The organism is Nakamurella sp., assembly GCF_044224575.1.
Classification (GTDB): domain Bacteria; phylum Actinomycetota; class Actinomycetes; order Mycobacteriales; family Nakamurellaceae; genus Nakamurella.
Genome location: NZ_JBGAKE010000007.1, coordinates 219,624 through 240,517, shown reverse-complemented (window position 1 = coordinate 240,517; position 20,894 = coordinate 219,624). Strand labels below are relative to the sequence as shown.

The window sequence follows — 20,894 nt, the reverse complement described above, 5'->3', positions numbered from 1 at the left end:
TCGTGTGGGGGGACACAAAAAGGCCCCCGCGAAATGACCTCGAATTGGTCATCCCGCGGGGGCCTTTTTGTTCGTTTCGGCGCTCCCCGGCGCTATTCTTGGGCGGCCTCGCGCTGACGGCGCGCCAAAATGCGACGCTCCAGCTCGTCCACGCCTGGCCCACCGGCATGGTGGGCCAGGCGTGCGGCGTCCCTGGGCGACAGCCGCGCAGACTCCGCGCGGGCCGCAGCGATGATGGACGCGGCCCGCTCGATGGGCGTCATGCGTCCGGCGGCAGTAGGTCCTGCTGTCTCAGCCATTCGGCGTCCCCTGGACGGTCCAGGATCCGCGCGCCGCCCGGCCGGCAACGAGAGCACCCACACGCTGGACCGCCCGTCGTACCAGTCGTAGTACGTGAGGTACCCCTGGTTCGTGGGCTCCGTGCCGGGCGGGCTGCCTGGAGGCACTCCAAACACTCGCGGTCCAGTCATGCTGCGTTCCCCCTTCGTGGTCGGCCCACCGGGCGCCCGGTGCCCTGCCTGTCCTTGCCGCCCCACACGCCGGCCTTCTCGCCGGCCACCGTCGCATACCGGCCGCACAGCGCGCGCACCGGACAGGCGCCACACTCCGCGACGGCCTGGAGGCGCACCACGACGTCGTCGGACAGCCACTCGTCGCGGCCCAGGCAGGGCACGGAGTCGGCCAACTGCTGCACGGCGCCGACCAGGTCGGCGTGCAGGGCCGCGACCTGGTCGGCCCGGCTCACTGGTCGCCCCGCTCGTCCGCCTGGTCGTCGACCATGACGCCGAGCCGGTCCAGCATGGCCGGCGTCCACCCGCCCAGCCCGTCGTTGACCTCGTAGTGGGTGGGCAGATGGTCGACCAGCTCCCGGCCGGTGAGGCGCCGGCCGCAGAACGTGCACGGCACCGTCGTGGCGGCGCCGCGAGCCAGGCGGACGCCTGCCGCGAGATCGGCGGCCAGCTCGGCGGCTTCGTCGATGGTCAGCTCATCGTCGACGTCGGAGCCGGGCCGGCCGAGCCAGATCACCGTGTCCTGGTCGCCGGGCTGCCCAGGCTGCTCCGCGGCGGCCAGCTCCATCCGCCCGAGCGTGACGCGGCCGGACGGTAGGCGCCGGGTGTGCAGCCTGGGCGTCCAGGTGTCGCGCACGTCGGGTTGGTGCTCGCCGTGCGTGCCGGTGCACCACGGTTCGACGTCACAGGTCGGCGCCGGGCCGGGCTGGGCCGCCCAGGTGTGGCGCAGGGTGCGCGCGGCGGCCACCGCGTCGTGCAGCCGGTCGGCGAGCTGTGCGGCCTGGTCGACGCCAAGCCCGGCCTGATCGGGGAACATGGCCGAGTCGGCGGGTAGGTCCAGCCACACCGTGGCGCTTTCGTCGCCGGCCGAGTCGGGCAGGGTCAGGCTGACGCCTTCGATCGGTCCGTCGTCGAGCGTCCAGCGACGTCCGGTCTGGTCAGCGTCCGGCCGCGGGCCTGGCGAACACGAGCGGGCAGCGACGAGCGCCTCGTGCGCCTCGATCACCCGGTTCTGTGACGCCCGGCCGCCGGCCAGCTCTGACGCCGCCGCGAGGACGCCCAGCTCGGTCGTTCGGACGCCGGGTTCGCTGGCTGCGGGCGTCGGGTTCGCGTCGTGCAGGGCCAGGCTCGAACCGCGGAGTCGCACCGCGGCGGCGACCAGACGGTTGACGTCGCTCGGACGGTCGGCGCGGGCCACCACCTCGCGCACCGCGGCATCGAAGTCGAGCTGACGGATCGGATTTGTGGGCATTCGGGGCTCCCCCTACTGCAGGATATTTGCCCCCACAACGCTCGTGATCTGCGGGCATATCCGCTGGTCGCGCACAACGCTGGCGACCGGAGAGTGCGCGACTACCTGGAGTAGACCGCGTCACCAGGTGAGGGTGAGCACCGTCGGTGGGACGGCCAGCAGCGCTGCGGCCACCACCACGATGACGGTCCGGGCGACCGACGGCAACGGGTCGGGATGCCGCAGCCGGCGGACCCGGTCGGTGATGCAGGTGGTGGGCGTCGCGACCGACCAGGCCGACGCCCCGACCGCTCCGCACCGTCCCTCGAGGGCGACCCGGGCCAGTGCCGAGGCCAGCACGTCGGGGGCGGACCGGGCGGCGGCGACGTCGTCGGCCAGCATCTCGGTCAGCTCGCCCACCGATCGGCCCGCCTCCCGGACCCCGCGCACCCGGCCGAACGCGGCCACCCAGGACTGGAACGGCATGATCAGGATGTCGTGCCGGGCCCGCAGGTGGGCCCGCTCGTGCTCGACCACGGCAGTCAGTTCGGCCGCGGTCAGCAGATCCACCAAACCGGTCGACACCACCAGCCGGGCGTGCAGACCCGGCAGCGTGTAGGCGACCGCGCTGCGGTGATCCATCAGCCGCACCTGGCATCCGGCCCCCAGCGGGACCCGAGCCGTGATCGGCCGGCTCAACAGATCCACCATCTGCCGGTGCAGGCGCCGCCGCGACACCGTCCGCCAGGCGGTCCGGGTCAGGCTCGCCAGCAGCACGACCGTGATGGCCAGCGACAGCAGCCCGCAGGCCGCCCGCCACGCGCTGAGCTCACCGGCGAGCAGCGACGACCACCAGTGCAGACCGGCGCCGACGAGCGTGTACCCGGCCGGTTCGACGGCCAGCAGGGCCAGCCCGGCGACCACCGAGAACCCGGCCGCGAGGCAGACCGCCTGCCACAGCAGCAGCGACCAGCCGGGTGCCCGCCGGGTCCAGCGCGCCCGCGCCAGTGCGATGCTGACCGGCGCCGCCAGCGCCAGGCCCAGCGCGATCAGCAGGCACCCGGCGACCGTGATCGGCAGCCGCTCGGTGCCGGCCGCGGTCACTGGTCCGGGCCGTCGAGCGCGCGCCGCAGCGCGTCCTGATCCTGTTCGCTGATGCCGCCGACGAACCGGGTCAGTGCCGCGTCCCGGTCGGCCGCCCCGTCCAGTACCTGCCGCATCAGGGTGGCCAGGTGTTCCTCACGGCCGGCGGTCGCCTCGTAGAAGTGGGCGCGCCCGTCCCGGGATCGCCGGACCAGGCCCTTGGCCTCCAGCCTGGAGAGCACGGTCAGCACCGTGGTGACGGCCAGTTCCCGACCGGGCAGCGCGTCGACGACGGCGCGCGCGGTCATCGGTTCGCCGCCGTCCCAGAGCACGTCGACGACGGCCTTCTCCAGCTCGCCTCTGGCCGCCATCCGCACTCTCCTCCACGTCCTGACACCGCCCATTGTCCCGGGTGTCGGTGCCGACTGCCCGGGACGGCGGCTCACCCGATCCGGCGGCCGTCGGCCAGTCGGACGACATCGTCGGCCAGGACCTCATCCGGACCGTGGTGGGTCACCAGCAGGACGCATCGGGCCGGGTCCGGCCGCAGGATCCGGTCGGTCACCAGCCGGGCGGTGGCCGCGTCGAGGTGCGCGGCCGGCTCGTCGGCGAGCAGCACCGGTCGGTCGGCCAGGATCGCCCGGGCCAACGCCACCCGCTGCCGTTCACCGCCGGAGACTCCCCGGCCGTGCTCGCCCACCCGGGTGTTCATCCCCAGCGGCAGGCCGTCCAACCACGGGCCGGCCCCGGCGGCGTCCAGGGCCGCCGCGATCTCGGCCTCGGTCGCGTCCGGACGGGCCAGCCGGACGTTCTCCAGCACCGTCGAATCGAACAGGTAGGCGCGTTGATCGCACCAGGCGAACAGGGTGCGCATCGTGTCCGGGTCGAGGGTGGCGGCGTCCACCCCGTCGACCGTGATCCGCCCGGCCGTCGGGGTGAGGAACCCGAGCAGGACGGCGATCAGGGTCGACTTGCCGGAACCGGACTCGCCGACGACCACGATCCGCCGGCCGGGGACCAGGTCGAGGTCGATGCCGGTCAATGCATCCCGGTCCGCCCCGGGCCAACGGGCGGCGACCCCGCGCAGCCGGATCGTCGGGCCGCCGGGCGGATCCGGCAACGGGGCCGGGCGCGCGGGGGCCGGCGCAGTGACGGCCGGCGTATCCATCACGGCGAACAGCCGGCGCAACGCCGCGGTCGCCCGGTTCAGGGCACTGCCGGCGAGCCCGACCGCCTGCACGACGTCGGTCAGGGCCAGCGGGGTGAGCACGACGACGGCCAGCAACACCGGGTTCAGGTCCTGATCGAGGACCGCGGGCACGCCGAACCAGATGGCCACCCAGACCGCCGCCCCCATCGCGGCGACGGCGATCGCCGCGGCGACCCCGCCCGCCCGAGCCGAGCGGGCCGCGACCCGACGGTGCTCGGCCTCGATCCGGTCGAGTTCGCCCAGCCGCGCGGGCAGGGCGCCCGACACCGTGAGTTCGGGCAGATCGTCGAGCAGCTCGCTGACCAGGCGGGTGCGGTCGGCCCGCAGCTGCACCGAGCGCGACTCGACCCGCGCCGACTGCCGGGCGCGCAGCACCGGGAGCAGCACACAGGCGACGGCCAGCGCCACCGCCAGCGCGATCCCCGCCGCCGGCAGGATCAGGTAGGACAGCACGATGGTGCCGGCGCCGACCAGCGCCGCCCCGGCGAGCGGCAGCAACCCGCGCAGGAACGCATCCCCGGCGTCGTCGACATCGTCGACCGTGCGGGCCAGCAGGTCGCCGCGCCGCCACAGCGGCAGCGCGGCGGGAGCGATCTCCGCCAGGTGCGCGACGAAGCGCTCGCGGATGCCGCCGAGCACCCGGAAGGCGGCGTCGTGCGAGATCAGTCGCTCGACATAGCGCAGCACGCCGCGGCCGATGCCGAGGGCCCGCACGGACACCACGGCCACCATCAGGTACAGCACCGGGGGTTGCTGCGCGGCCCGGGCGATCAGCCAGGCGGAGGTGGCCATCAGCGCGACGGCACACCCGGAGGCGAGGGCACCGACGACGGCCGCGCCGAGCAGCCGCAGGCGCACCCCGCGGGCCTGCCCCCACAGGCGCACGATCGGGTGCGCCGTCCGGGCCCGGACGGCCGGACCGTCCGGAGCCGGCCCGGTGTCGGCCGTCGCACCACCGGGCGCCGTCGCCGCCTCGGTCACCACGGGTTCACCGCCGTGGTCGCCAACGCCGGTTCGGCCGGCCCATCTCCGCCCGGGCCACCGAACGCGTCGTCGCCGCCGTCCGCGCCCAGCCGGACGACCTGATCGGCCAGGGCGATCGGGCCGGGCCGATGGGTGACCAGCACGACCGTCCGCCCGGCGGCGAGCCGACGGATACCGGCCAACACCCGCTGCTCGGTGGCCTCGTCCAGCGCCGCCGTCGGCTCGTCCAGCAGCAGCACCGGGACCGGCCGGGCGAGCGCCCGGGCGAGGGTCAGCCGCTGCCGCTGCCCCTGGGACAGCCCCGATCCACCGTCGCCGAGCCGGTGCTGCCAGCCGGCCGGCAGAGCGTCGACGAACCCGGCCGCGTCGACTGCCTCCAGCGCCGCCCGCAGCGCCCCGTCGTCCGCGTCCGGGCTGCCCAGCGCCAGGTTCTCCCGAATGGTGCCGGACTGCAGCGCCCCACCCTGGGCCGCCCATCCCAGGCGGGACCGCCACCACCCGGGCTCGATGTCGGCCACCGGCACCTCGTCCCCGGTCCCGGACCGGACGAGGACGGCGCCCGAATCGGGCCGCACCACCCCGGCGATGAGTTGTAGCAGCGTGGTCTTGCCCGCCCCGCTGGGCCCGGTGACAACCGTGATCTGCCCGGCCGGCAGGTCCATCGTCAACGGGCCGACCGCGCCCCGTTCCCCGGGCGAACCGACCGCGGCCGCATCCAGGGTCAGGCCGATCGGTGCGGTCACGTCCTGGCGGGTGCCGACCGTCGGTGGCCGGGTCTCGAGCACATCGAGCACCCGGCCGGCCGCCTCGACGCCGTCCGCGGCCGCGTGGAACTGCGTGCCGAGCTGGCGCAGCGGCAGGTACGCCTCGGGCGCCAGGATCAGCACCGCCAGCCCGACCTGAAGCGTCAGGTCGCCGTAGACCAGGCGCAGCCCGATCGCGACGGCCACCAGCGCGACCGACAACGAGGCGAGCAGCTCCAGGATCATCGAGGACAGGAACGCCACCCGCAGGGTCACCATTGACGAGCGCCGGTAGTCGTCGGTCACCCGGCGCACCGCCTCGGCCTGCGCCTTGGCCCGGCCGAACACCTTCAGGGTCGGCAGGCCCGCGACCACGTCGGTGAAGTGCGTCGCCAGCCGGGCCAGGCTGGCCCACTTGGCCCGGGTCTGCCGGTCGGTGTACCAGCCGACGAGCGCCATGAACAACGGGATCAACGGCAGCGTGACGAGCACGATGATGCCGCTGGTCAGGTCGGCGCCGAACAGGTAGATCAACATGACGACGGGCACGACCACCGAGAGCACCAACTGCGGCAGGTACCTGGCCAGATAGGTGTGCAACGACTCGACCCCGGTGGTCGCCAGCACGGCCAGCCGGCCGCCGTGCTCCGCGGAGCGCCACCGCGGGCCCAGGGCCGCGGCGTGCACCAGCAGGTCGCGGCGCAGCCCCGCGGTGACGGTGGTGGCGCTGCGGCCGGCCGTCTCCTCCGCGGCCCAGGCCAGCGCCGCCCGCGCCGCGATCACGGCGGCCAACGCCCCCAGCCGGCCGGCCAGGTCCGCGGGCGCGGTCCCGCCGATGATCACCTCGGCCAGCAGGCCGGCGATCAGCACGGCCTGGATGACGACGACGACCGCCGAGGCCAGCCCGAGGGCGACGGAGACCACCAGCAGCCGGCGAACGCCGGACGCGTACCGGGTGAGTCGGGGGTCGAGGGGTCTCACGGCACCAGTGAAACAGAGGGGACCGACAGTGGGCGGCCGTCGCCGGCCCGGACCGCCGCACTCGTCCGGGTGGGCACCGCCGTTTCGACCCGATCGTTGTCGGGTAACTCACCGCGAGAAGTCGGCGCGGGCCCGTCACCGGGCCTGTGGGAGTGACGGCGAGTCAGGGGAGCATCGGTGGTCGACACGTTCGGTGACATGAGGATGGACGTCCGGCGGCCCACATCGGTCGACCGACGACCCGAGTTGGTCCCCCGGCAGCGTGTCCCGGCCGTGCTCGACCGCTCCGGGCGGTCCGCGGCGTTCGGCGGTGGCGGCGCCATGGTGGCGCTGGTCGCCGACCCCCTGAAGGACAGCCGGGAGCGTCTGACCGCCGCACTGGCCGCCGCGGGCGCCGCCCGGGTGGTCCAGGCCGACACCGTGGATGCGGTGGATTCCCTGATCGCCGACGGGCCGGGCGGCCACCTCGCACTGGTCAGCCTGGGCTTCGGTGCCGACACGCCACGGTTGATCGGCGAGCTGGCCCGGGTGCCGTGGTCCCGGGTGATCGTCTTGGCCCTGTCCCCCGATCCGGCACCGCTGCTCAAGGCCGTCGCTGCCGGCGCCACCGGCGTCCTGCGCGGCCACCCGGGCCGGATCGACCCCGACCTGCCCGGCCGGCTCGGCCGGCTGACCGCCCGTGAATTGGAAGTGCTGCGGCTGGTCGCCGACGGACGGTCCAACAAGTGGATCGCCGAATCGCTGTCCCTGTCCGCCCTCACCGTCAAGAGCCACCTCTCCCGGATCAGCCGCAAGCTCGGCACCGGCGAACGCTCGCACCAGGTGGCGGTCGCGATGCGCGCGGGGGTCCTGCGCTGACCCGACCCGCATCCGGACACGGTCAGTGCGACGGCACGGACGTCGGCGACTCCGGGATGTGATTGACCGAGATGCGCTTGCGGAAGATCCAGTAGCTCCAGGCCTGATAGGCCAGGATCAACGGAACGAACAGCAACGCGATCCAGCTCATCAGGGTGAGCGTGTACGGGGTGGACGCGGCGTTCTCGATGGTGAGCGAGTACGCCGGGTCGATCGTCGACGGGAACACGTTCGGGTAGATCGACGCGAACCAGGACGTGACCAGCATGGCCGTGGACACCGCGGACGCCAGGAACGCCCAGCCGTCCCGCCCGGCGCGGGTGACCAGGACCGCCACCGCCATGGCCCCGATCGCGATCGCGCCCAGCACGACGGATCCGGTGGTGCCCCGGACGAACTGCTGCCAGACGACCGCCCCGGCCATCACCACCAGGGTGACCGGACCGAGCCGGACGGCGAGCTTCTGCGCGCGGTCCCGCACCTCCCGGGTGGTCTTCAGCGCCAGGTAGACCGAGCCGTGGGTGATGAACAGCAGCAGCGTGGTGATCCCCATGAGCAGCGCGAACGGGTTGAGCAGGTCCAGGAATGTGCCCACGTATTCGTGGTCGGCGTCCAGCGCGACGCCCCGGACGATGTTGCCGAAGGCGACGCCCCACAGCAGCGCCAGGCCCCAGGAGGTGATCAGGATCGACCAGTCCCAGCGCGCCCGCCACTGGTCGGAATGCCCCTTGCCGCGGTACTCGAACGCGACCCCGCGGACGATCAACAGCACCAGGATCACCACGAGGGCCAGGTAGAAGCCGGAGAACATGGAGGCGTACCACTCGGGGAATGCGGCGAAGGTCGCGCCGCCCGCGGTGAGCAGCCATACCTCGTTGGCGTCCCAGACCGGGCCGATCGTGTTGATCAGGACCCGGCGGCCCTTCTCGTCCTTGCCGACGATCCGCAGCAGCGCCCCGACCCCGAAGTCGAAACCTTCGAGGACGAAGTACCCGATCCACAGGACCGCGATGAGAACGAACCACAGGTTGTTGAGGAACACGATTGACCGCTCCTTGGTGCAGGGTGCTGGACGGGCAGTGGAGGTGGGCCGGCGCGCCTAGTAGGCGAACGCGAGCGGCTTCTCCTCCTCCTCGTCCGTGTCGGCCGGCCGGTCGGGTCCGCCGAAACCACCGCCGCGTGGGGTGCGCCGGCGGATCGAGGCCAGGGCTTCCGCCTCACTGGGCGGGCCGATCTTGACGTACTTGACCACCAGGCCGATCTCGATGACCGCCAGGATCCCGTACAACACGGTGAAGATGATCAACGAGGTCAGCACCGAACCGCCGGTCACCGACGGCGACACCGATTCCTCGGTCCGGTACAGGCCGACCACCGTCCAGGGCTGGCGGCCCATCTCGGTGAAGATCCAGCCGGCCGAGTGACCGACCACCGGCCCGGCGATGGCGAACATTGCCAGCAGCCAGACCGTCCTGGATTTCGGCAGCCGACCCTTGCGGGTCAGCCACAAACCGACGATCGAGACCAGCAGCATGACGAAGCCGGCACCCATCATCAACCGGAACATCCAGTAGGTGACCGGGATGTTCGGCCGGTAGTCGCCCGGTCCGTACTTCTGCTCGAACTGGGCCTGGACGTCGTTGATGCCCTCGACCGTGCCCGAGAACGACTCGGTGGCCATGAACGACAGCACACCGGGCACCCGGATCGAGAAGACCTCGCTCGTCCCGTCCAGGGTGCCGATGGTGAACAGCGAGAACGAGGCGCCCTCGGTGGTGTCCCACAGCGCCTCGGCCGCCGCCATCTTCATCGGCTGGACGTCGGTCATCACCTTGGCCAGCAGGTCGCCGGTGATGATCACGGCGAGCGACCCGATGAGCATGCCGACCAGCCCGAACCGGACCGCGGGCCGGAAGACGTCGACGTCCCGCTTCTTCATCAGGAAGTACGACGAGATGCCGGCGAACATCGCCGCGCCGGACAGGATCGCCCCGGCGATGACGTGCGAGTACGCCCACATGTTCAGGGGCTGGGTGAGCACCGCCCAGATGTCGTTCATCTCCGCGCGGCTGCGGTCGGGATTGACCGTGATGCCCACCGGGTGCTGCATGAACGAGTTCGCGGACATGATGAAGAACGCCGACAGCATGGTGCCGATCGAGACCAGCCAGATGGCGGCGCAGTGCAGGCGGGGCGAGAGCTTGTCCCAGCCGAAGATCCACAGACCCAGGAACGTGGACTCCAGGAAGAACGCGAGGAGCGCCTCCATGGCCAGCGGGGCGCCGAACACGTCGCCGACGAACCGTGAGTAGCTGGACCAGTTCATGCCGAACTGGAACTCCTGCACGATGCCGGTCACGACGCCGATCGCGAAGTTGATCAGGAAGACCTTGCCCCAGAACTTCGTCGCCCGCAGGTAGACCGGCTTGCGGGTGCGGACCCAGGCCGTCTCGGTGATGGCGATGAAGAACGCCATGCCGATCGTGATCGGCACGAATAAGAAGTGGTAGACGGTGGTGATCCCGAACTGCCAGCGGGCGACATTCAGGGGATCCACGTCAGTCCTCCAGGTGGGTCAGGGTCCGGCGGTCGTACGGTGCAGCGGTGGGTCAACTCTGTCAGAGCCTGCGCGACGACGCCGCGACGGAACAAGGACCGAAGTCCCGTGACGAGTGTGAACCCTCTCACCGGCCGATTGCTTGTTGTACCGCCTAGCGGGACCCATCCGGATGCGGTGTTCTACGACACGTCGGAGTAATTTCCGGGCCCGCGGACGCGGTGTTCTACGCCACGGGCGAATTCCCGCCGTCAGCGGGGCCGCGGATGGCACGATGAGGGAGTCGGAGATCGGCGCGGAGCGGTCGATGCGCAGGACGGGTATCGAACAACCCGCGACGGGTCTCCTGCATCCCGTACGTGGGGACAGCGACGTCTCGTTTCGATGGGAAGGACAGCGCCACGCACCACAACCCGTGAACGCGAAGTCGGACGTGAACGGTGACGATGTGGCCACCGCAGGTGGCCGCCAGATGAGAGGACGACAATGACCGACACTCTTGCCAGTCCAGCTGCACTCACCGCCGCCGATCGCTGCGATCGCTGCAGCGCCGCTGCTCGGGTCCGCGCTGTGCTCTCCACGGGCGGCGAACTGCTGTTCTGCAACCACCATGCCCAGGAGCACGGCGCCCGGCTGGAGCAACTCGCCGCCGTCATCCACCGCTCCCGCGACGAGCAATAGAGCACGGCAGCACGCCGACCGGGCCAACCCGATCCAGCGGTACCGCCCGCGGCCGTCGATGCGCGATGATGCTTGCGCCGATCTCGCCGCTCCGCAGGGGCCTGACCCGGCTCCGCCGGGGTGGATCGGATGGAGGTGCGCAAGATGGCACAGCTGGGCCGGGCCGTGCCCGCCGGGTCCGTGATGTCCGCACCCCCGGCCGGGCGACCGGTTCGACCCGATCCGGTCGCGGCGGTGCTCCTGCTGGTCGCCGGTGGAGCCGGCATCTGGCAGCTCTTCGCGCCCTGGCTCAAGGCCGGGCCCGCCACCGTCGGCGGCGGTGACCCGGTGGCCCGCGGGGGCTGGCAGGTCTACCGGGCCCTTCGTCTGCTCCCCGCCCCCGCCCCGGAAGTGGTCTGGGCCACCCTGGCCGTCCTGGGCGGTGCCGTCGCCGGTGGCGCCTTGATCGTGCTCGGGCTGGCCATGTTCGCCCCCATCAACCACCGCCCGCTGGGCGCCGCGGGCCTGCTCATCTCGCTGCTGTCGATGGCCGGCGCACTGTGGGTGATCATGCAGGCACGGCAGGTCGTCGACCTCGGCGTTTTCGGCCTGTTCGGCCAGGCGGGCGTGGGCCTCTACCTGTTCCTGGGTTCCGGCCTGGTTGGCCTCATCGGGGCCTGGAAGGCCCTGTCCACCGGCTGACCCGGCCCGCGCTACAGCAGGCCGAGCAGGTGATCGCGGCGGGCGCTGAGCAGGTCCGGATCGGCCGCCGCCGACGCCGGGCCCGGCACCGCGCGCCGCACCTGGGAATGCACGGTGGCGTGCGGCTTGCCGGTCCGGGCCGCCACCCGGGCCACCAGCTGGTTGACCTCGCGGCGCAGGTCCGCCGCCGCCCGCCAGCCGGTCCCGGTCTCCCGTTCGGCGGCGTCCACCATCGGGTCCCGTGGCATCGACGCCACCCGCCGCCGCAGGTCCGAATCCCGGGTGGCCAGCAGGGCCGCCGTCTGTTCCGGGCTGAGCAGCCCGGGCAGCCCCAGGTACTCCTGGTCGTCCTCGCTGACCGCCACCGGCCCGGCGCCGGGGGTCTCGCGGCCCGACCCACCGGCCGAGACGACCGCCCGGCCCGAGTGCAGCACGTGCGCGAACTCGGCCTCCGAGTCGAGGACCTCGATCTTGCCCCCACCGGGCTCGGCCGGTTCCCGGGGCAGCGGATCGGCCAGCGCGTCAAGATCGTCCTCCACCGGCGGTGGCGGGGCCATCACGTAGTTCCGGTCCTGCTCCAGCTCCGCGGCGAGCGCCAACAACGGCCGCACGGCGGGCAGGAACACGGTCGCGGCCTCCCGCGAGTTCCGCGCCCGGACGACGCGGCCCACCGCTTGTGCGAAGAACAGCGGCGTGCGATACGACGTCATCCAGGCCAGGCAGGCGGCCCGCGGGATGTCCACCCCCTCGGAGATCATCCGGACGCAGACCGCGATCCGTTCGTCGCTGCCGCGGAACCGTTCGATCCGCTTGGACGCCGCGGCATCGTCCGACAGGATCAGCACCGGCTTGCGGCCGGTGATTCGCCGCACCACGTCGGCGTAGTCCCGGGCGTCGTCCTGGTCACTGGCCAGCACCAACCCGGCCGCGTCCGGCATGCCGGAGGAACGCAACTGGCTGATCCGCTCGTCCATCGCGGCGATGACGTGCGGCACCCAGCCCCCCGCGGGGTCGAGCGCGGTGCGCCAGGCGGCCGTCTCCACCGACTTCGTGCCGGCACCGGTCAACGACGCGGCGATCACCTCACCGGCGCTGTTGCGCCACCGGGAAACCCCGCTGTAGGCGGCGAAGACCACCGGCCGGACGACCCGGTCGGCCAGCGCCCGGCGATAGCCGTAGGTGAAGTCGGCCTTGGACCGCAGCAGGTCGCCGTCGGTCTCGTACTCCACGAACGGGATCCGCTCCCCCGCCTTCGTGCGGAACGGGGTGCCGGTCAGTGACAACCGCCGGTGCGCCTCACCGAACGCCTCGCCGACCGCCTCCCCCCAGGACAGGCCGTCGCCGGCGTGATGGATCTCATCGAGCACCACCAGCGAACGCATCCGCCCGCTGCGCGCGGCATGGATCGCCGGGCGCGCGGCCACCTGGGCATACGTCGCGACGTAGCCCTGGCAGCCCCCGGGTACGGGGCCCTGGGCGTTGCTCATCTTCGGATCGAGCACCAACCCGAAGACCGCGGCGGCGTCCGCCCACTGGGTGCGCAGGTGGTCGGTCGGGCAGACGATGACGATCCGATCGACCACCCGGCGACGCATCAGCTCGCCGGCGACGGCCAGCGCGAAGGTCGTCTTGCCGGCGCCCGGGGTCGCGGTCACCAGGAAGTCGCGCCGGCCGGCGACGGCCTGGGTGTCCCGGTAGGCGTTCAACGCCTCCCGCTGCCACGGGCGAAGCGGCGGCTGTCCCACCCGTCCCTCCACCCCCGCCCTTCCCTGCATCACTCGATCGGCGTCCCCAAACCGTCACGCGGGTAAGGGATACCGGCGCCTCGATACCGCACCCGAGGCTGCGCCGACCCACGACCATACCCTCGCCCGACGGGTGGGCCGCGCACCTCGGGAATGTTTCGAAAAGGTCTCAGCTGGCCCCGACCGGGGTGGGAACCGCCTGTCGCGTTACCGCCACCGGGCGCGGTCGAGGCATGCTCGTGGGGTGAGCACGGCTGCCCCGCCGCCGCGGGATCCGACCCGGCCGGTCCCCGGCCCGCCGAGCGCACCCGCCGCGATGGAACCGGGGGCGGGCAACGGCGTGCCGCGCGCCCGTTCGACCGACCGGCCGACGGGGAACGGTGCAGCGATGAGTACCCCGCCCGCCCCGGGTGCCGCTCCCGGCCCGGCGACCGCACCGGTCGACCCCGGCTCGCCCGCGGACGCGACGGCGACGGTTGCGCTCAACCGGGTGGATCTGGACCAGGCCGGCCAGGACCGCACCGGGACGAGCGGGGACGCCGAACTCACCGTCCCCTGGTTCCGCCAGGGCACCGGACCGGTGCTGGTGGCCCCGCCCAAGGTGCGGCACCGCTGGCGCAAGGTGATCGGCCGCACGCTGTCCAAGGCGTGGGGCGACTCGCTGTTCGGCTTGAGCTCGCAGGCGGCGTTCTGGTGCGCGCTGTCCACCGCGCCGCTGCTGCTGGCCCTGCTGGGGCTCATCGGGTACGTCGTCAACTGGTACTTCCCGGCGGGCACGATCGACCAGATCCGCGAGCAGATCCTGCTGTTCCTCAACGCGATCTTCAACGAAGAGGTCGCCGACAACCTCGTCGGCAACACGGTGGAGACCATCCTGAGTCAGGGTCAGGCCGACGTGGTGTCCGTCGGCCTGGTGATCAGCCTGTGGGCCGGGTCGTCGGCGATGTCGGCGTTCGTCGAGTCCATCACCATCGCCTACGGCCAGCACGAGGTGCGGCACCCGGTCGTCGAACGGTTCTTCGCCCTGGGCCTGTACCTGCTGGCGTTGCTGTCCGGCATCATCATGCTGCCGCTGCTGGCCATCGGCCCGGACTACCTGCCCAAGCTCTTCCCCGAGTCGTGGCGGGGCCAGGTGTCCAACATCGTCAACATCGCCTACTACCCGGCGCTGGCGCTGGGCCTGATCTTCCTGCTCACGGTCCTGTACAAGGTCGCCCCCAAGCACAAACATCCCTGGTACCGGGGGGTGCCCGGGGCGTTTCTGGCCGCCGCGGTATTCCTGGTGGCCAGCTTCGGCCTGCGCCTGTACCTGTCCTACGTGTACGCGCACGGGCTCACCTACGGTGCGTTGGCCACGCCGATCACGTTCCTGCTCTTCTACTACTTCGTCTCGATGGCCGTGATCATCGGCGCGCAGTTCAACAACGCCATGCTCGAGTACTACCCACCCCGACCGTCCAAGCGGGAGCTGCGCAAATGGCAGCGGTACGACCCGGAACGGGATCGGCCGGCGCCGCCCGCCACCGGGCCGGCGCCGGGCGGCGCCGCGACCTGACGGTCAGCCCTTCTTCAGCGACTCGAAGATCTTCTTGCAGTCAGGGCAGACCGGCGAGTTCGGCTTCGGCGAGCGGGTCACCGGGAAGGTCTCACCGCACAGGGCGACGACGTAGTTGCCCATCACCGCCGATTCGGCGATCTTCGACTTGCGCACGTAGTGGAACATCTTCGGCGTGTCGTCGTTGTCGGTGGTGCGCTCGAGCGGCTTCTCGAGCGTCGTGGTGGTGGTCGTCGACATGATGGCTCCTGTTCGGGCGCGCCGACCGCGACTCGCGGTGGTCGGGCTGCACCAGCCATGATGCCAGCCGGCCGGGTGGCAACGCGCGAAAAGGACCCGCCGGTGGTCGACGATCAGCCCGGAGGTGGCAGCTTGCCCGGAACGCTTGTGGTAGCCGACGAGGTCGCCGATGCGGTCGCCGCCGGCCGGCCGGTGGTCGCGCTGGAGTCGACGATCCTGGCGCACGGCTTGCCCCGCGGTGACAACCGCCGGGCGGCGGACCGGATCGAAAGTGCGGTGCGCGCCGGCGGCGCCGTGCCCGCGACGATCGCGGTGCTGGACGGCGCGGTGCGGGTCGGGTTGGGTCCGGCCGAGCTGGACCGATTGTGTGCCGGCGACGACATCGCCAAACTGTCCGTGCGAGACGTGGGCGTCGCCGTGGCTCTCGGGATGGACGGCGCCACCACGGTGGCGAGCACGTCCGCGCTGGCCCATCGGGCCGGCATCGCGGTGTTCGCCACCGGCGGGCTGGGCGGGGTGCACCGGGAGGCCGCCAGCACCTTCGACGTGTCCGCCGATCTGCGCGTGCTGGGACGAACCCCGATCGTCGTGGTGTGTGCCGGGGTGAAGTCGATCCTGGACGTCGGCGGCACCCTGGAGTACCTGGAGACACTGTCGGTACCGGTGCTCGGATACCGCACCGACCGGTTCCCCGGCTTCTACCTGACCGACTCCGGGTTTCCCGTGCCATGGCGGATCGACGACGCCCGCCAGGCCGCCGCGATCCTCCTCCGGCGGCGCGGGCTGGGCCTGGACGACGCCGCCGTCGTCGTGGCGAACCCGCTCCCGCCGGACCGGCAGCTCGATCCCGAGCTACACGATCGCACCCTGGAGCAGGGCCTGGCCCTGCTGGCCGCCGAATCGGTCAGCGGCAAGGACGTCACTCCGCGTCTGCTCGAGTTCTTCCACCGGTCCACCGGCGGGGCGAGCCTGCGGGTCAACCTGGACCTGGTGCTGAGCAACGCGGCCCTCGCCGCCGAGATCGCGGTGGCGCTCGCCGCCCAGACCGGCCCGGCATGACGGCGACCCGGGTGACCGTCGTCGGCGACGTCATGCTGGACGTGCGGTGCCGGTTGGCCGCGCCGGTCGCACCCGGCGACGACACCCCGGCGCGGATCACCAGCCACGCCGGCGGCGCCGGCGCCAACACCGCGGCCGGGATCGCGCGGCTGGGCGTGCCGGTCGAGCTGATCGCCCGGATCGGTGACGACGAGGCCGGCCGCGCCGCGGACGCCGAGTTGACCGGCCGCGGGGTGATCTGCCGCCTCGCGGTCGATCCGGTCCGGCCGACCGGCCGGGTGATCGTCCTGGTCGGCCCGGACGGCGAGCGGACCATGGTCTCCGACCGGGGCGCCAACGCCGGCCTGCGATCGGCGGATGTGGCGCTCCCCACCGGCCCGGGGCACTTGCATCTGTCCGGTTACGTCCTGCTCGACGACGAGTCCCGGCCGGCCGGGCTGGCGGCATTGACGGCGGCCCGCGCGGCCGGCTGGACCACCTCGGTCGACCCTCAGACGGCGGCCGGCGTGGCAACCGCGGGCGCCGATCGCTTCCTGGGTTGGGTGGACGGCGTCGACCTGCTGCTGCCGAACGAGGCCGAGTGTGTCGCTCTGGGCGGGCCGGTCCGGCTGCTCGACGCGGCCGACGCGGCGGCCGTCACCCGGGGTTCCGGCGGCGCGTCGTGGTACTCGCGCTCCGGTGACCGGCACGTGCCGGTCGACCGGGTCGTCGATCGGCCCGAGCGCCCGAGGTCCGCGGCCGACGCGGACGCCGACGCCATCACCGACGCCGACGCGGACAGCATTGGCGCCGGTGATGGCTTCGACGCCGGGTTCCTGGTCGCGTGGTTACGCGGGGACGGCCCCGGACCAGCGCTGGCCGCCGGGGTGGCGGCAGGCACCTCGGTCGCCGGCCGGCGCGGCGCCCGATCGTCGGGGTGAGCTGCTGACCCGGGGGTCAGCGGGGTTCGGCCGTCGTGCTGCCGTCCACGATCTCGTGGGTGCCGGAGGTCAGGGCGCGCTCGGGGTTGATGGGCACCGGCGCCACCGGACGCCGCTTCTGCGCCGGCCGGTCGTTGGCGATCAGCACGGCCATCCAGGGCAGCGGGATGGAGATGGCGGCGACGGTGATCGCCAGCCATGGCGTCTGGTACAGGAGTGCCGCGATGATCAGGCACGGGATCCGCAGGCCCATCATGATCGAGTAGCGGATCCGCCGGGACCGCAGCTGCTCGTCGTAGGAGGGTTCGGCCGCAGTGATCAGCGCGGGCTGCGCCTTGCGGGAACTGCCGGCGGGCCCTTGGGCGCCGGCGGTGGGATCGGTTCCGAAGGTCATGCGACAAACCCGCTTCCGCGTCGACCGGACGGCGCTCCACGGAACGTGGTCGCGCCGCAACCTGAGCGGGCCAAGCCAGCCACCAGGCTGCCCGTGGCCCACGCTACGCCCCGGCGACCGACACCGCGTCGGCCACTCGGGCATCGGGCGCTGGCCCCGTCGCCGGGCGGCGGAATCAGCCCCCGCCGGCGGCCTTCGCCGCCGCCTTCGCCGCCTTCTTGGCCGCCCGGACCAGCTCCAGCGACGGCTGGTCGACGACGTCGGCCACGGACCGGTGGCTGCCCGCCTCGCCGTACACCCCGGCGGCCGCCCGCCAGCCGGGCGGCTGTACGCCGTACTGCTTGCCCAGCAGGGCCACGAAGATCGGCGCCTTGGCCGCGCCGAACCCGGGCAAGGCTGCGATCCGGCGCAGCAGTTCGTCGCCGTCCGCGACGTCCGCCCACACGTTCGCGGCGTCGCCGTCGTAGCTGTCCGTCAACACCCGGCAGGTGGCCTGCACCCGCTTGGCCATGGACGCCGGGAAGCGGTGGATCGCCGGGCGCTGCGAGCACAGCGCGGCGAACTCGTCCGGGTCGGCGTCGGCGATGGCTCGCACGTCCAGCCGCCCACCCATCCGTTCGGCGATCACCGCCGGCCCGCCGAACGCCTTCTCCATCGGTACCTGCTGGTCCAGCACCATGCCGAGCAGCAGGGCGTTCGGGTCACCGGCCAGGAGCGCATCGGCCGCGGAGTCGCCGGTCAGGAACATCTCGGTGGCGGTCATGCCGAGCATTGTGCGCGACCGGGCCGGTCCCCCGCAGCCGCGGCACGGGTGCGATCGGGCCCCCGATACCGCCACTCAGGGGTCGGCGACGACGTTGATTCTCGCGGCCGTCAGACCGCCTGGATCGTGAAGCTCGACGTCTGCACCTGAATCCGGCCATCGACGAAGACGAAGGAGTCGATCCCGTCGTCGATGCGACCCGTCGGCGAGGAGGCCGTCCAATGCGCCAGGAGAGCATCTCCGCCGAACACCGTCCCGGTGACGCTCAACTCGAAGGTGCCCAGCGCCGCGCTGGCCTGCCGGAAGAATGCCTCCACCCCGGAGTGGCCTTCCAGTGCACCCTGGGACGTGAGGAGAACTGCGTCGGGGGCGTAGTCCGCCAGGATCGCCGTCATGTCGGCCCGTGACACCGCGTCGACGTGGTGGGAGAAGACGTCTTGCGGCAACCGAGTACTGATGGGAGACCTCCCTGAGTATCGACGCCTTCAGCGCCGATGAATGACCTGCGGGTCGACATCAAGACAGCGCAATCCGGTCAAAGGCGAAGAATATCTGGAACGGGCGCAATCGGCGATCGGTGCGTCGACCGACTCAAGGACCGGGGTTGACGTCCAGGGCGCCGATGTCCGTGCCCAGGGTGCGGAGGTGGGGGGTTTCGGTGGCCGGCTGCGGTAGCGGTGCCCGGTCGGGGTGGTGGTGACGATGGTGCCGTCCCGCACCTGGGTGGCCCAGCCCCGCAGATCCTTCGTCAGGTTGCACCGGGCGCAGCGACCGTTGCCGTTGCGCGGGTCGGTGTCCCCACCCTTCGCGACGGCCACGGCGTGGTCGGCGTGCCGGATCGGCGACCCACCGGGAGTGCAAAGAGCAATCCGGCTCCTTCGTCGCCGAATGTGCTCATGCCCTCCCGCTGCGTCTGGTGGCGGCCTCGCAAGCTCGGCCGACCGGACGGGGTGCGGCACACCTGATCCCGCACGGTCAGAAACATCCGCGCGACGGACGGGAAGTCCCGCCGCCGAGCGTCCGTCGCGGCCAGCTCCCCGGTGGTCGGGTCAGTGAACAACCGCCGCACCCACACCCGGGTCTGCTCGTCCGCGCGGACCAGGTCCCGGGCGAGCGGCGCCGGGATCGGCCCGACCCCGACGACGTGGGCGGGCTCGTCGTCCGCGTCGACCAGGGTCCGGTCGGTCATCACCAGATGCACCTCGACGCCGGGCACCATCGGTGGCCCCTCGGCCGGTGTCAGTACCCGGTCCACCAGGGCGTCGGCCATGATCTGACCCTTGGACCGGTGCTCGGCCACGTCGACCGCGCCCGTCAAAGCGGTGCGATGCAACTCCCCGAACACCGCGCACCCGTCCTTCACCGGCAGCAGCGCCGTCACGTACGTCATGCAGTCCGGCGCCGGCCGGATACTGACCCGCCGGTCCACCCCCGCCTTCGCCGCCCGCTCCGCCGCACCATGCGGATCGAGCCGCTGCGCCCACCCCCGGGCCTCCCGCTCGGTCCGCGCATCACCCCACCCGGCCAACTCGCCCGCGATCGCCGCATCAATCTGCGCGCGGTGCTCCACCGACAGATGCGCCGTCTCCCGAGCAATGATCGTGGCCCGCCACTCACTGGCCTCACCGGCCGCCAGCACGGCCAGCACCCCGGGCATCTCCCGCACCAGGGTGCGAGCCAACCCGACATGCCGGTTCCCCTTGTGCGCGCTGTCCCGCCGGGCCAACCCGACCTGCCCACACACCGACCGGCTGATCTCTCCCGGCTTCGACCCCGCCACCACCAACAATGCCCGCTGCGACCCGGCGAACGCGTCCGTCACCTGCGCCTGCCGGGCGAACGCCGCCGACTTCACCCGCTCCAACGCGGTCAGCTCATCGATCCGCTCCGGGTCGGTCAACTCGTCCAGGCCCGCCCCGGCCAGCGCCGCGAGGAACACGGCAGCGGCCTCGACGATCGACGACATACGTTCGAGTCTACTGTCCGATCAGGTCTTGCACAAGATAGTATTCACAGCTAGAGTGAGTCAATTCGAACACATGCCCACCAAGTGGAGGTACCGGAATCACCAGCGTCTCACTGAGGTCCGACAGCGGCCGGTCCCGGCGGCGCAGACACCGACGGCCCGACGGGACGGCGCCCCCGGTCGCCGTGAAAGGTCGTACCGCGATCAAGAACAGCCGGGAAGGGCGATGGTCGAATCCACGGGCGCGACCTACCCTGGCGGTATGGCCTCCAGCTCGGCACTGACCAGGGAACCGCGTTCGTCGGAGCAGATGGCCGATCATCACGCGGCGTCCACCGCGCTCGGCTTCCGGCGGATGGGATTCTCACCCACCGGCTGGGTGGCGCTGCTCGCTCCCGGTGTGGCGGTCGGACTCGTGGGCGGTCTGACCGGCCGACGACGGCGTGTCCATCCCGGCCGCTTGGCGGCCGCGGCGGTGGGCGGCGCGCTGCTCGGTGTCGCCGCGGCCAGGGTGGTCGACGAGGTGCAGTGGCGACGCAGCGCCGTCTGCCTGGAACTTTCCGAGCCCGATGCCGTGCTCGACCTCCTGCAGGAGGTCCGCTCGCAGGGGGTGCAGGCCGACATGGTCCGGGCCGAGCATGCGGCCGGCCCGTCGAGCACCGGGTACGCGCTGCGCTACCGGGCCCGGGACGACCGCCGGGTCCGCGCCGCGCTCGCCGCCCAACAGGGCTAAG

21 protein-coding genes are annotated in these 20,894 nt (G+C 72.3%); 7 read left to right on the top strand and 14 right to left on the bottom strand.

Annotated elements, in window-relative coordinates:
- Positions 1–466: 466 nt before the first annotated feature.
- The 6 genes from ACILSK_RS10680 to cydD form a co-directional block, all read right to left on the bottom strand.
- Positions 467–745, bottom strand: a complete 279-nt coding sequence (locus tag ACILSK_RS10680; RefSeq protein ID WP_395727128.1) for a WhiB family transcriptional regulator — start codon at positions 743–745, stop codon at positions 467–469.
- The gene (locus ACILSK_RS10675) at positions 742–1,761 is read right to left on the bottom strand and encodes a hypothetical protein (protein WP_395727127.1); all 1,020 of its coding nucleotides are present in this window, start codon (positions 1,759–1,761) and stop codon (positions 742–744) included. Before ACILSK_RS10675 ends, ACILSK_RS10680 begins: the two co-directional genes overlap by 4 nt.
- A 120-nt stretch (positions 1,762–1,881) precedes the next feature.
- Positions 1,882–2,844 (bottom strand): M56 family metallopeptidase, encoded by a 963-nt coding sequence (locus ACILSK_RS10670; RefSeq protein ID WP_395727126.1) that lies wholly within the window; start codon positions 2,842–2,844, stop codon positions 1,882–1,884.
- Positions 2,841–3,194 (bottom strand): BlaI/MecI/CopY family transcriptional regulator, encoded by a 354-nt coding sequence (locus ACILSK_RS10665; RefSeq protein WP_395727125.1) that lies wholly within the window; start codon positions 3,192–3,194, stop codon positions 2,841–2,843. The genes ACILSK_RS10670 and ACILSK_RS10665 overlap by 4 nt, the downstream gene beginning before the upstream one ends.
- 71 nt (positions 3,195–3,265) lie before the next feature.
- The gene (gene cydC / locus ACILSK_RS10660) at positions 3,266–5,017 is read right to left on the bottom strand and encodes a thiol reductant ABC exporter subunit CydC (RefSeq protein ID WP_395727124.1); all 1,752 of its coding nucleotides are present in this window, start codon (positions 5,015–5,017) and stop codon (positions 3,266–3,268) included.
- Positions 5,011–6,741, bottom strand: a complete 1,731-nt coding sequence (cydD, locus tag ACILSK_RS10655) for a thiol reductant ABC exporter subunit CydD (protein ID WP_395727123.1) — start codon at positions 6,739–6,741, stop codon at positions 5,011–5,013. Before cydD ends, cydC begins: the two co-directional genes overlap by 7 nt.
- Positions 6,742–6,939: 198 nt before the next feature.
- On the opposite strand from cydD, the gene ACILSK_RS10650 reads away from it, so the two are divergent.
- Entirely contained in the window at positions 6,940–7,599 is a 660-nt protein-coding gene (locus ACILSK_RS10650) for a LuxR C-terminal-related transcriptional regulator (protein ID WP_395727122.1), read from the top strand.
- Positions 7,600–7,621: 22 nt separating this feature from the next.
- On the opposite strand, the gene cydB is transcribed toward ACILSK_RS10650, so the two are convergent.
- Both cydB and ACILSK_RS10640 read right to left on the bottom strand, forming a co-directional pair.
- Positions 7,622–8,641 (bottom strand): cytochrome d ubiquinol oxidase subunit II, encoded by a 1,020-nt coding sequence (gene cydB, locus ACILSK_RS10645; protein ID WP_395727121.1) that lies wholly within the window; start codon positions 8,639–8,641, stop codon positions 7,622–7,624.
- 57 nt (positions 8,642–8,698) lie between these two features.
- The gene (locus tag ACILSK_RS10640; RefSeq protein WP_395727120.1) at positions 8,699–10,156 is read right to left on the bottom strand and encodes a cytochrome ubiquinol oxidase subunit I; all 1,458 of its coding nucleotides are present in this window, start codon (positions 10,154–10,156) and stop codon (positions 8,699–8,701) included.
- Positions 10,157–10,642: 486 nt separating this feature from the next.
- Here ACILSK_RS10640 and ACILSK_RS10635 point away from each other — a divergent pair, with 486 nt between their 5' ends.
- Positions 10,643–10,837, top strand: a complete 195-nt coding sequence (locus ACILSK_RS10635; RefSeq protein WP_395727119.1) for a hypothetical protein — start codon at positions 10,643–10,645, stop codon at positions 10,835–10,837.
- A gap of 144 nt (positions 10,838–10,981) precedes the next feature.
- On the top strand, positions 10,982–11,518 hold the full coding sequence (locus ACILSK_RS10630) for a hypothetical protein (protein WP_395727118.1): 537 nt from the start codon (positions 10,982–10,984) through the stop codon (positions 11,516–11,518).
- Between the two features lie 11 nt (positions 11,519–11,529).
- On the opposite strand, the gene ACILSK_RS10625 is transcribed toward ACILSK_RS10630, so the two are convergent.
- Positions 11,530–13,263 carry a DEAD/DEAH box helicase gene (locus tag ACILSK_RS10625; protein ID WP_395727117.1) on the bottom strand — a complete coding sequence of 578 codons (1,734 nt, stop codon included), beginning with the start codon at positions 13,261–13,263 and terminating at the stop codon, positions 11,530–11,532.
- 388 nt (positions 13,264–13,651) lie between these two features.
- Between ACILSK_RS10625 and ACILSK_RS10620 the strand changes: the two genes are divergently transcribed.
- Positions 13,652–14,818 (top strand): YihY/virulence factor BrkB family protein, encoded by a 1,167-nt coding sequence (locus tag ACILSK_RS10620; RefSeq protein WP_395727116.1) that lies wholly within the window; start codon positions 13,652–13,654, stop codon positions 14,816–14,818.
- A gap of 3 nt (positions 14,819–14,821) precedes the next feature.
- Here the strand turns inward: ACILSK_RS10620 and ACILSK_RS10615 are convergent, their stop codons facing one another.
- Positions 14,822–15,058: a DUF3039 domain-containing protein gene (locus ACILSK_RS10615; protein WP_395727115.1), complete on the bottom strand. Its 237-nt coding sequence runs from the start codon at positions 15,056–15,058 to the stop codon at positions 14,822–14,824.
- 132 nt (positions 15,059–15,190) lie between these two features.
- Here ACILSK_RS10615 and ACILSK_RS10610 point away from each other — a divergent pair, with 132 nt between their 5' ends.
- Positions 15,191–16,117 (top strand): pseudouridine-5'-phosphate glycosidase, encoded by a 927-nt coding sequence (locus ACILSK_RS10610; protein WP_395727114.1) that lies wholly within the window; start codon positions 15,191–15,193, stop codon positions 16,115–16,117.
- Positions 16,114–17,037, top strand: a complete 924-nt coding sequence (locus tag ACILSK_RS10605) for a PfkB family carbohydrate kinase (RefSeq protein WP_395727113.1) — start codon at positions 16,114–16,116, stop codon at positions 17,035–17,037. The genes ACILSK_RS10610 and ACILSK_RS10605 overlap by 4 nt, the downstream gene beginning before the upstream one ends.
- A gap of 16 nt (positions 17,038–17,053) precedes the next feature.
- Here ACILSK_RS10605 and ACILSK_RS10600 read toward each other — a convergent pair whose 3' ends face one another.
- From ACILSK_RS10600 to ACILSK_RS10585, 4 genes are all read right to left on the bottom strand, one after another.
- Positions 17,054–17,431: a DUF3099 domain-containing protein gene (locus tag ACILSK_RS10600; RefSeq protein WP_395727112.1), complete on the bottom strand. Its 378-nt coding sequence runs from the start codon at positions 17,429–17,431 to the stop codon at positions 17,054–17,056.
- Between the two features lie 175 nt (positions 17,432–17,606).
- Complete coding sequence (locus ACILSK_RS10595) at positions 17,607–18,203, bottom strand: HhH-GPD-type base excision DNA repair protein (RefSeq protein WP_395727111.1); 597 nt, start codon at positions 18,201–18,203, stop codon at positions 17,607–17,609.
- A gap of 101 nt (positions 18,204–18,304) precedes the next feature.
- A complete protein-coding gene (locus ACILSK_RS10590) occupies positions 18,305–18,640 on the bottom strand; it encodes a nuclear transport factor 2 family protein (RefSeq protein WP_395727110.1) in 336 nt (111 codons plus the stop codon).
- Positions 18,641–18,942: 302 nt separating this feature from the next.
- Positions 18,943–20,160: an HNH endonuclease gene (locus ACILSK_RS10585; protein WP_395727109.1), complete on the bottom strand. Its 1,218-nt coding sequence runs from the start codon at positions 20,158–20,160 to the stop codon at positions 18,943–18,945.
- Between the two features lie 262 nt (positions 20,161–20,422).
- Here ACILSK_RS10585 and ACILSK_RS10580 point away from each other — a divergent pair, with 262 nt between their 5' ends.
- The gene (locus tag ACILSK_RS10580; RefSeq protein WP_395727108.1) at positions 20,423–20,893 is read left to right on the top strand and encodes a hypothetical protein; all 471 of its coding nucleotides are present in this window, start codon (positions 20,423–20,425) and stop codon (positions 20,891–20,893) included.
- Position 20,894: the final 1 nt, after the last annotated feature.

What these genes read in the sequence shown, in the direction of transcription:
- ACILSK_RS10615 (WP_395727115.1), bottom strand. Translation starts at nt 15,058, where the DNA reads ATGTCGACGACCACCACCACGACGCTCGAGAAGCCGCTCGAGCGCACC.
- ACILSK_RS10620 (WP_395727116.1), top strand. Translation starts at nt 13,652, where the DNA reads ATGAGTACCCCGCCCGCCCCGGGTGCCGCTCCCGGCCCGGCGACCGCA.
- ACILSK_RS10630 (WP_395727118.1), top strand. Translation starts at nt 10,982, where the DNA reads ATGGCACAGCTGGGCCGGGCCGTGCCCGCCGGGTCCGTGATGTCCGCA.
- ACILSK_RS10650 (WP_395727122.1), top strand. Translation starts at nt 6,940, where the DNA reads ATGAGGATGGACGTCCGGCGGCCCACATCGGTCGACCGACGACCCGAG.
- ACILSK_RS10580 (WP_395727108.1), top strand. Translation starts at nt 20,423, where the DNA reads ATGGCCTCCAGCTCGGCACTGACCAGGGAACCGCGTTCGTCGGAGCAG.
- ACILSK_RS10675 (WP_395727127.1), bottom strand. Translation starts at nt 1,761, where the DNA reads ATGCCCACAAATCCGATCCGTCAGCTCGACTTCGATGCCGCGGTGCGC.
- ACILSK_RS10585 (WP_395727109.1), bottom strand. Translation starts at nt 20,160, where the DNA reads ATGTCGTCGATCGTCGAGGCCGCTGCCGTGTTCCTCGCGGCGCTGGCC.
- ACILSK_RS10665 (WP_395727125.1), bottom strand. Translation starts at nt 3,194, where the DNA reads ATGGCGGCCAGAGGCGAGCTGGAGAAGGCCGTCGTCGACGTGCTCTGG.
- ACILSK_RS10600 (WP_395727112.1), bottom strand. Translation starts at nt 17,431, where the DNA reads ATGACCTTCGGAACCGATCCCACCGCCGGCGCCCAAGGGCCCGCCGGC.
- ACILSK_RS10595 (WP_395727111.1), bottom strand. Translation starts at nt 18,203, where the DNA reads ATGCTCGGCATGACCGCCACCGAGATGTTCCTGACCGGCGACTCCGCG.
- ACILSK_RS10635 (WP_395727119.1), top strand. Translation starts at nt 10,643, where the DNA reads ATGACCGACACTCTTGCCAGTCCAGCTGCACTCACCGCCGCCGATCGC.
- ACILSK_RS10605 (WP_395727113.1), top strand. Translation starts at nt 16,114, where the DNA reads ATGACGGCGACCCGGGTGACCGTCGTCGGCGACGTCATGCTGGACGTG.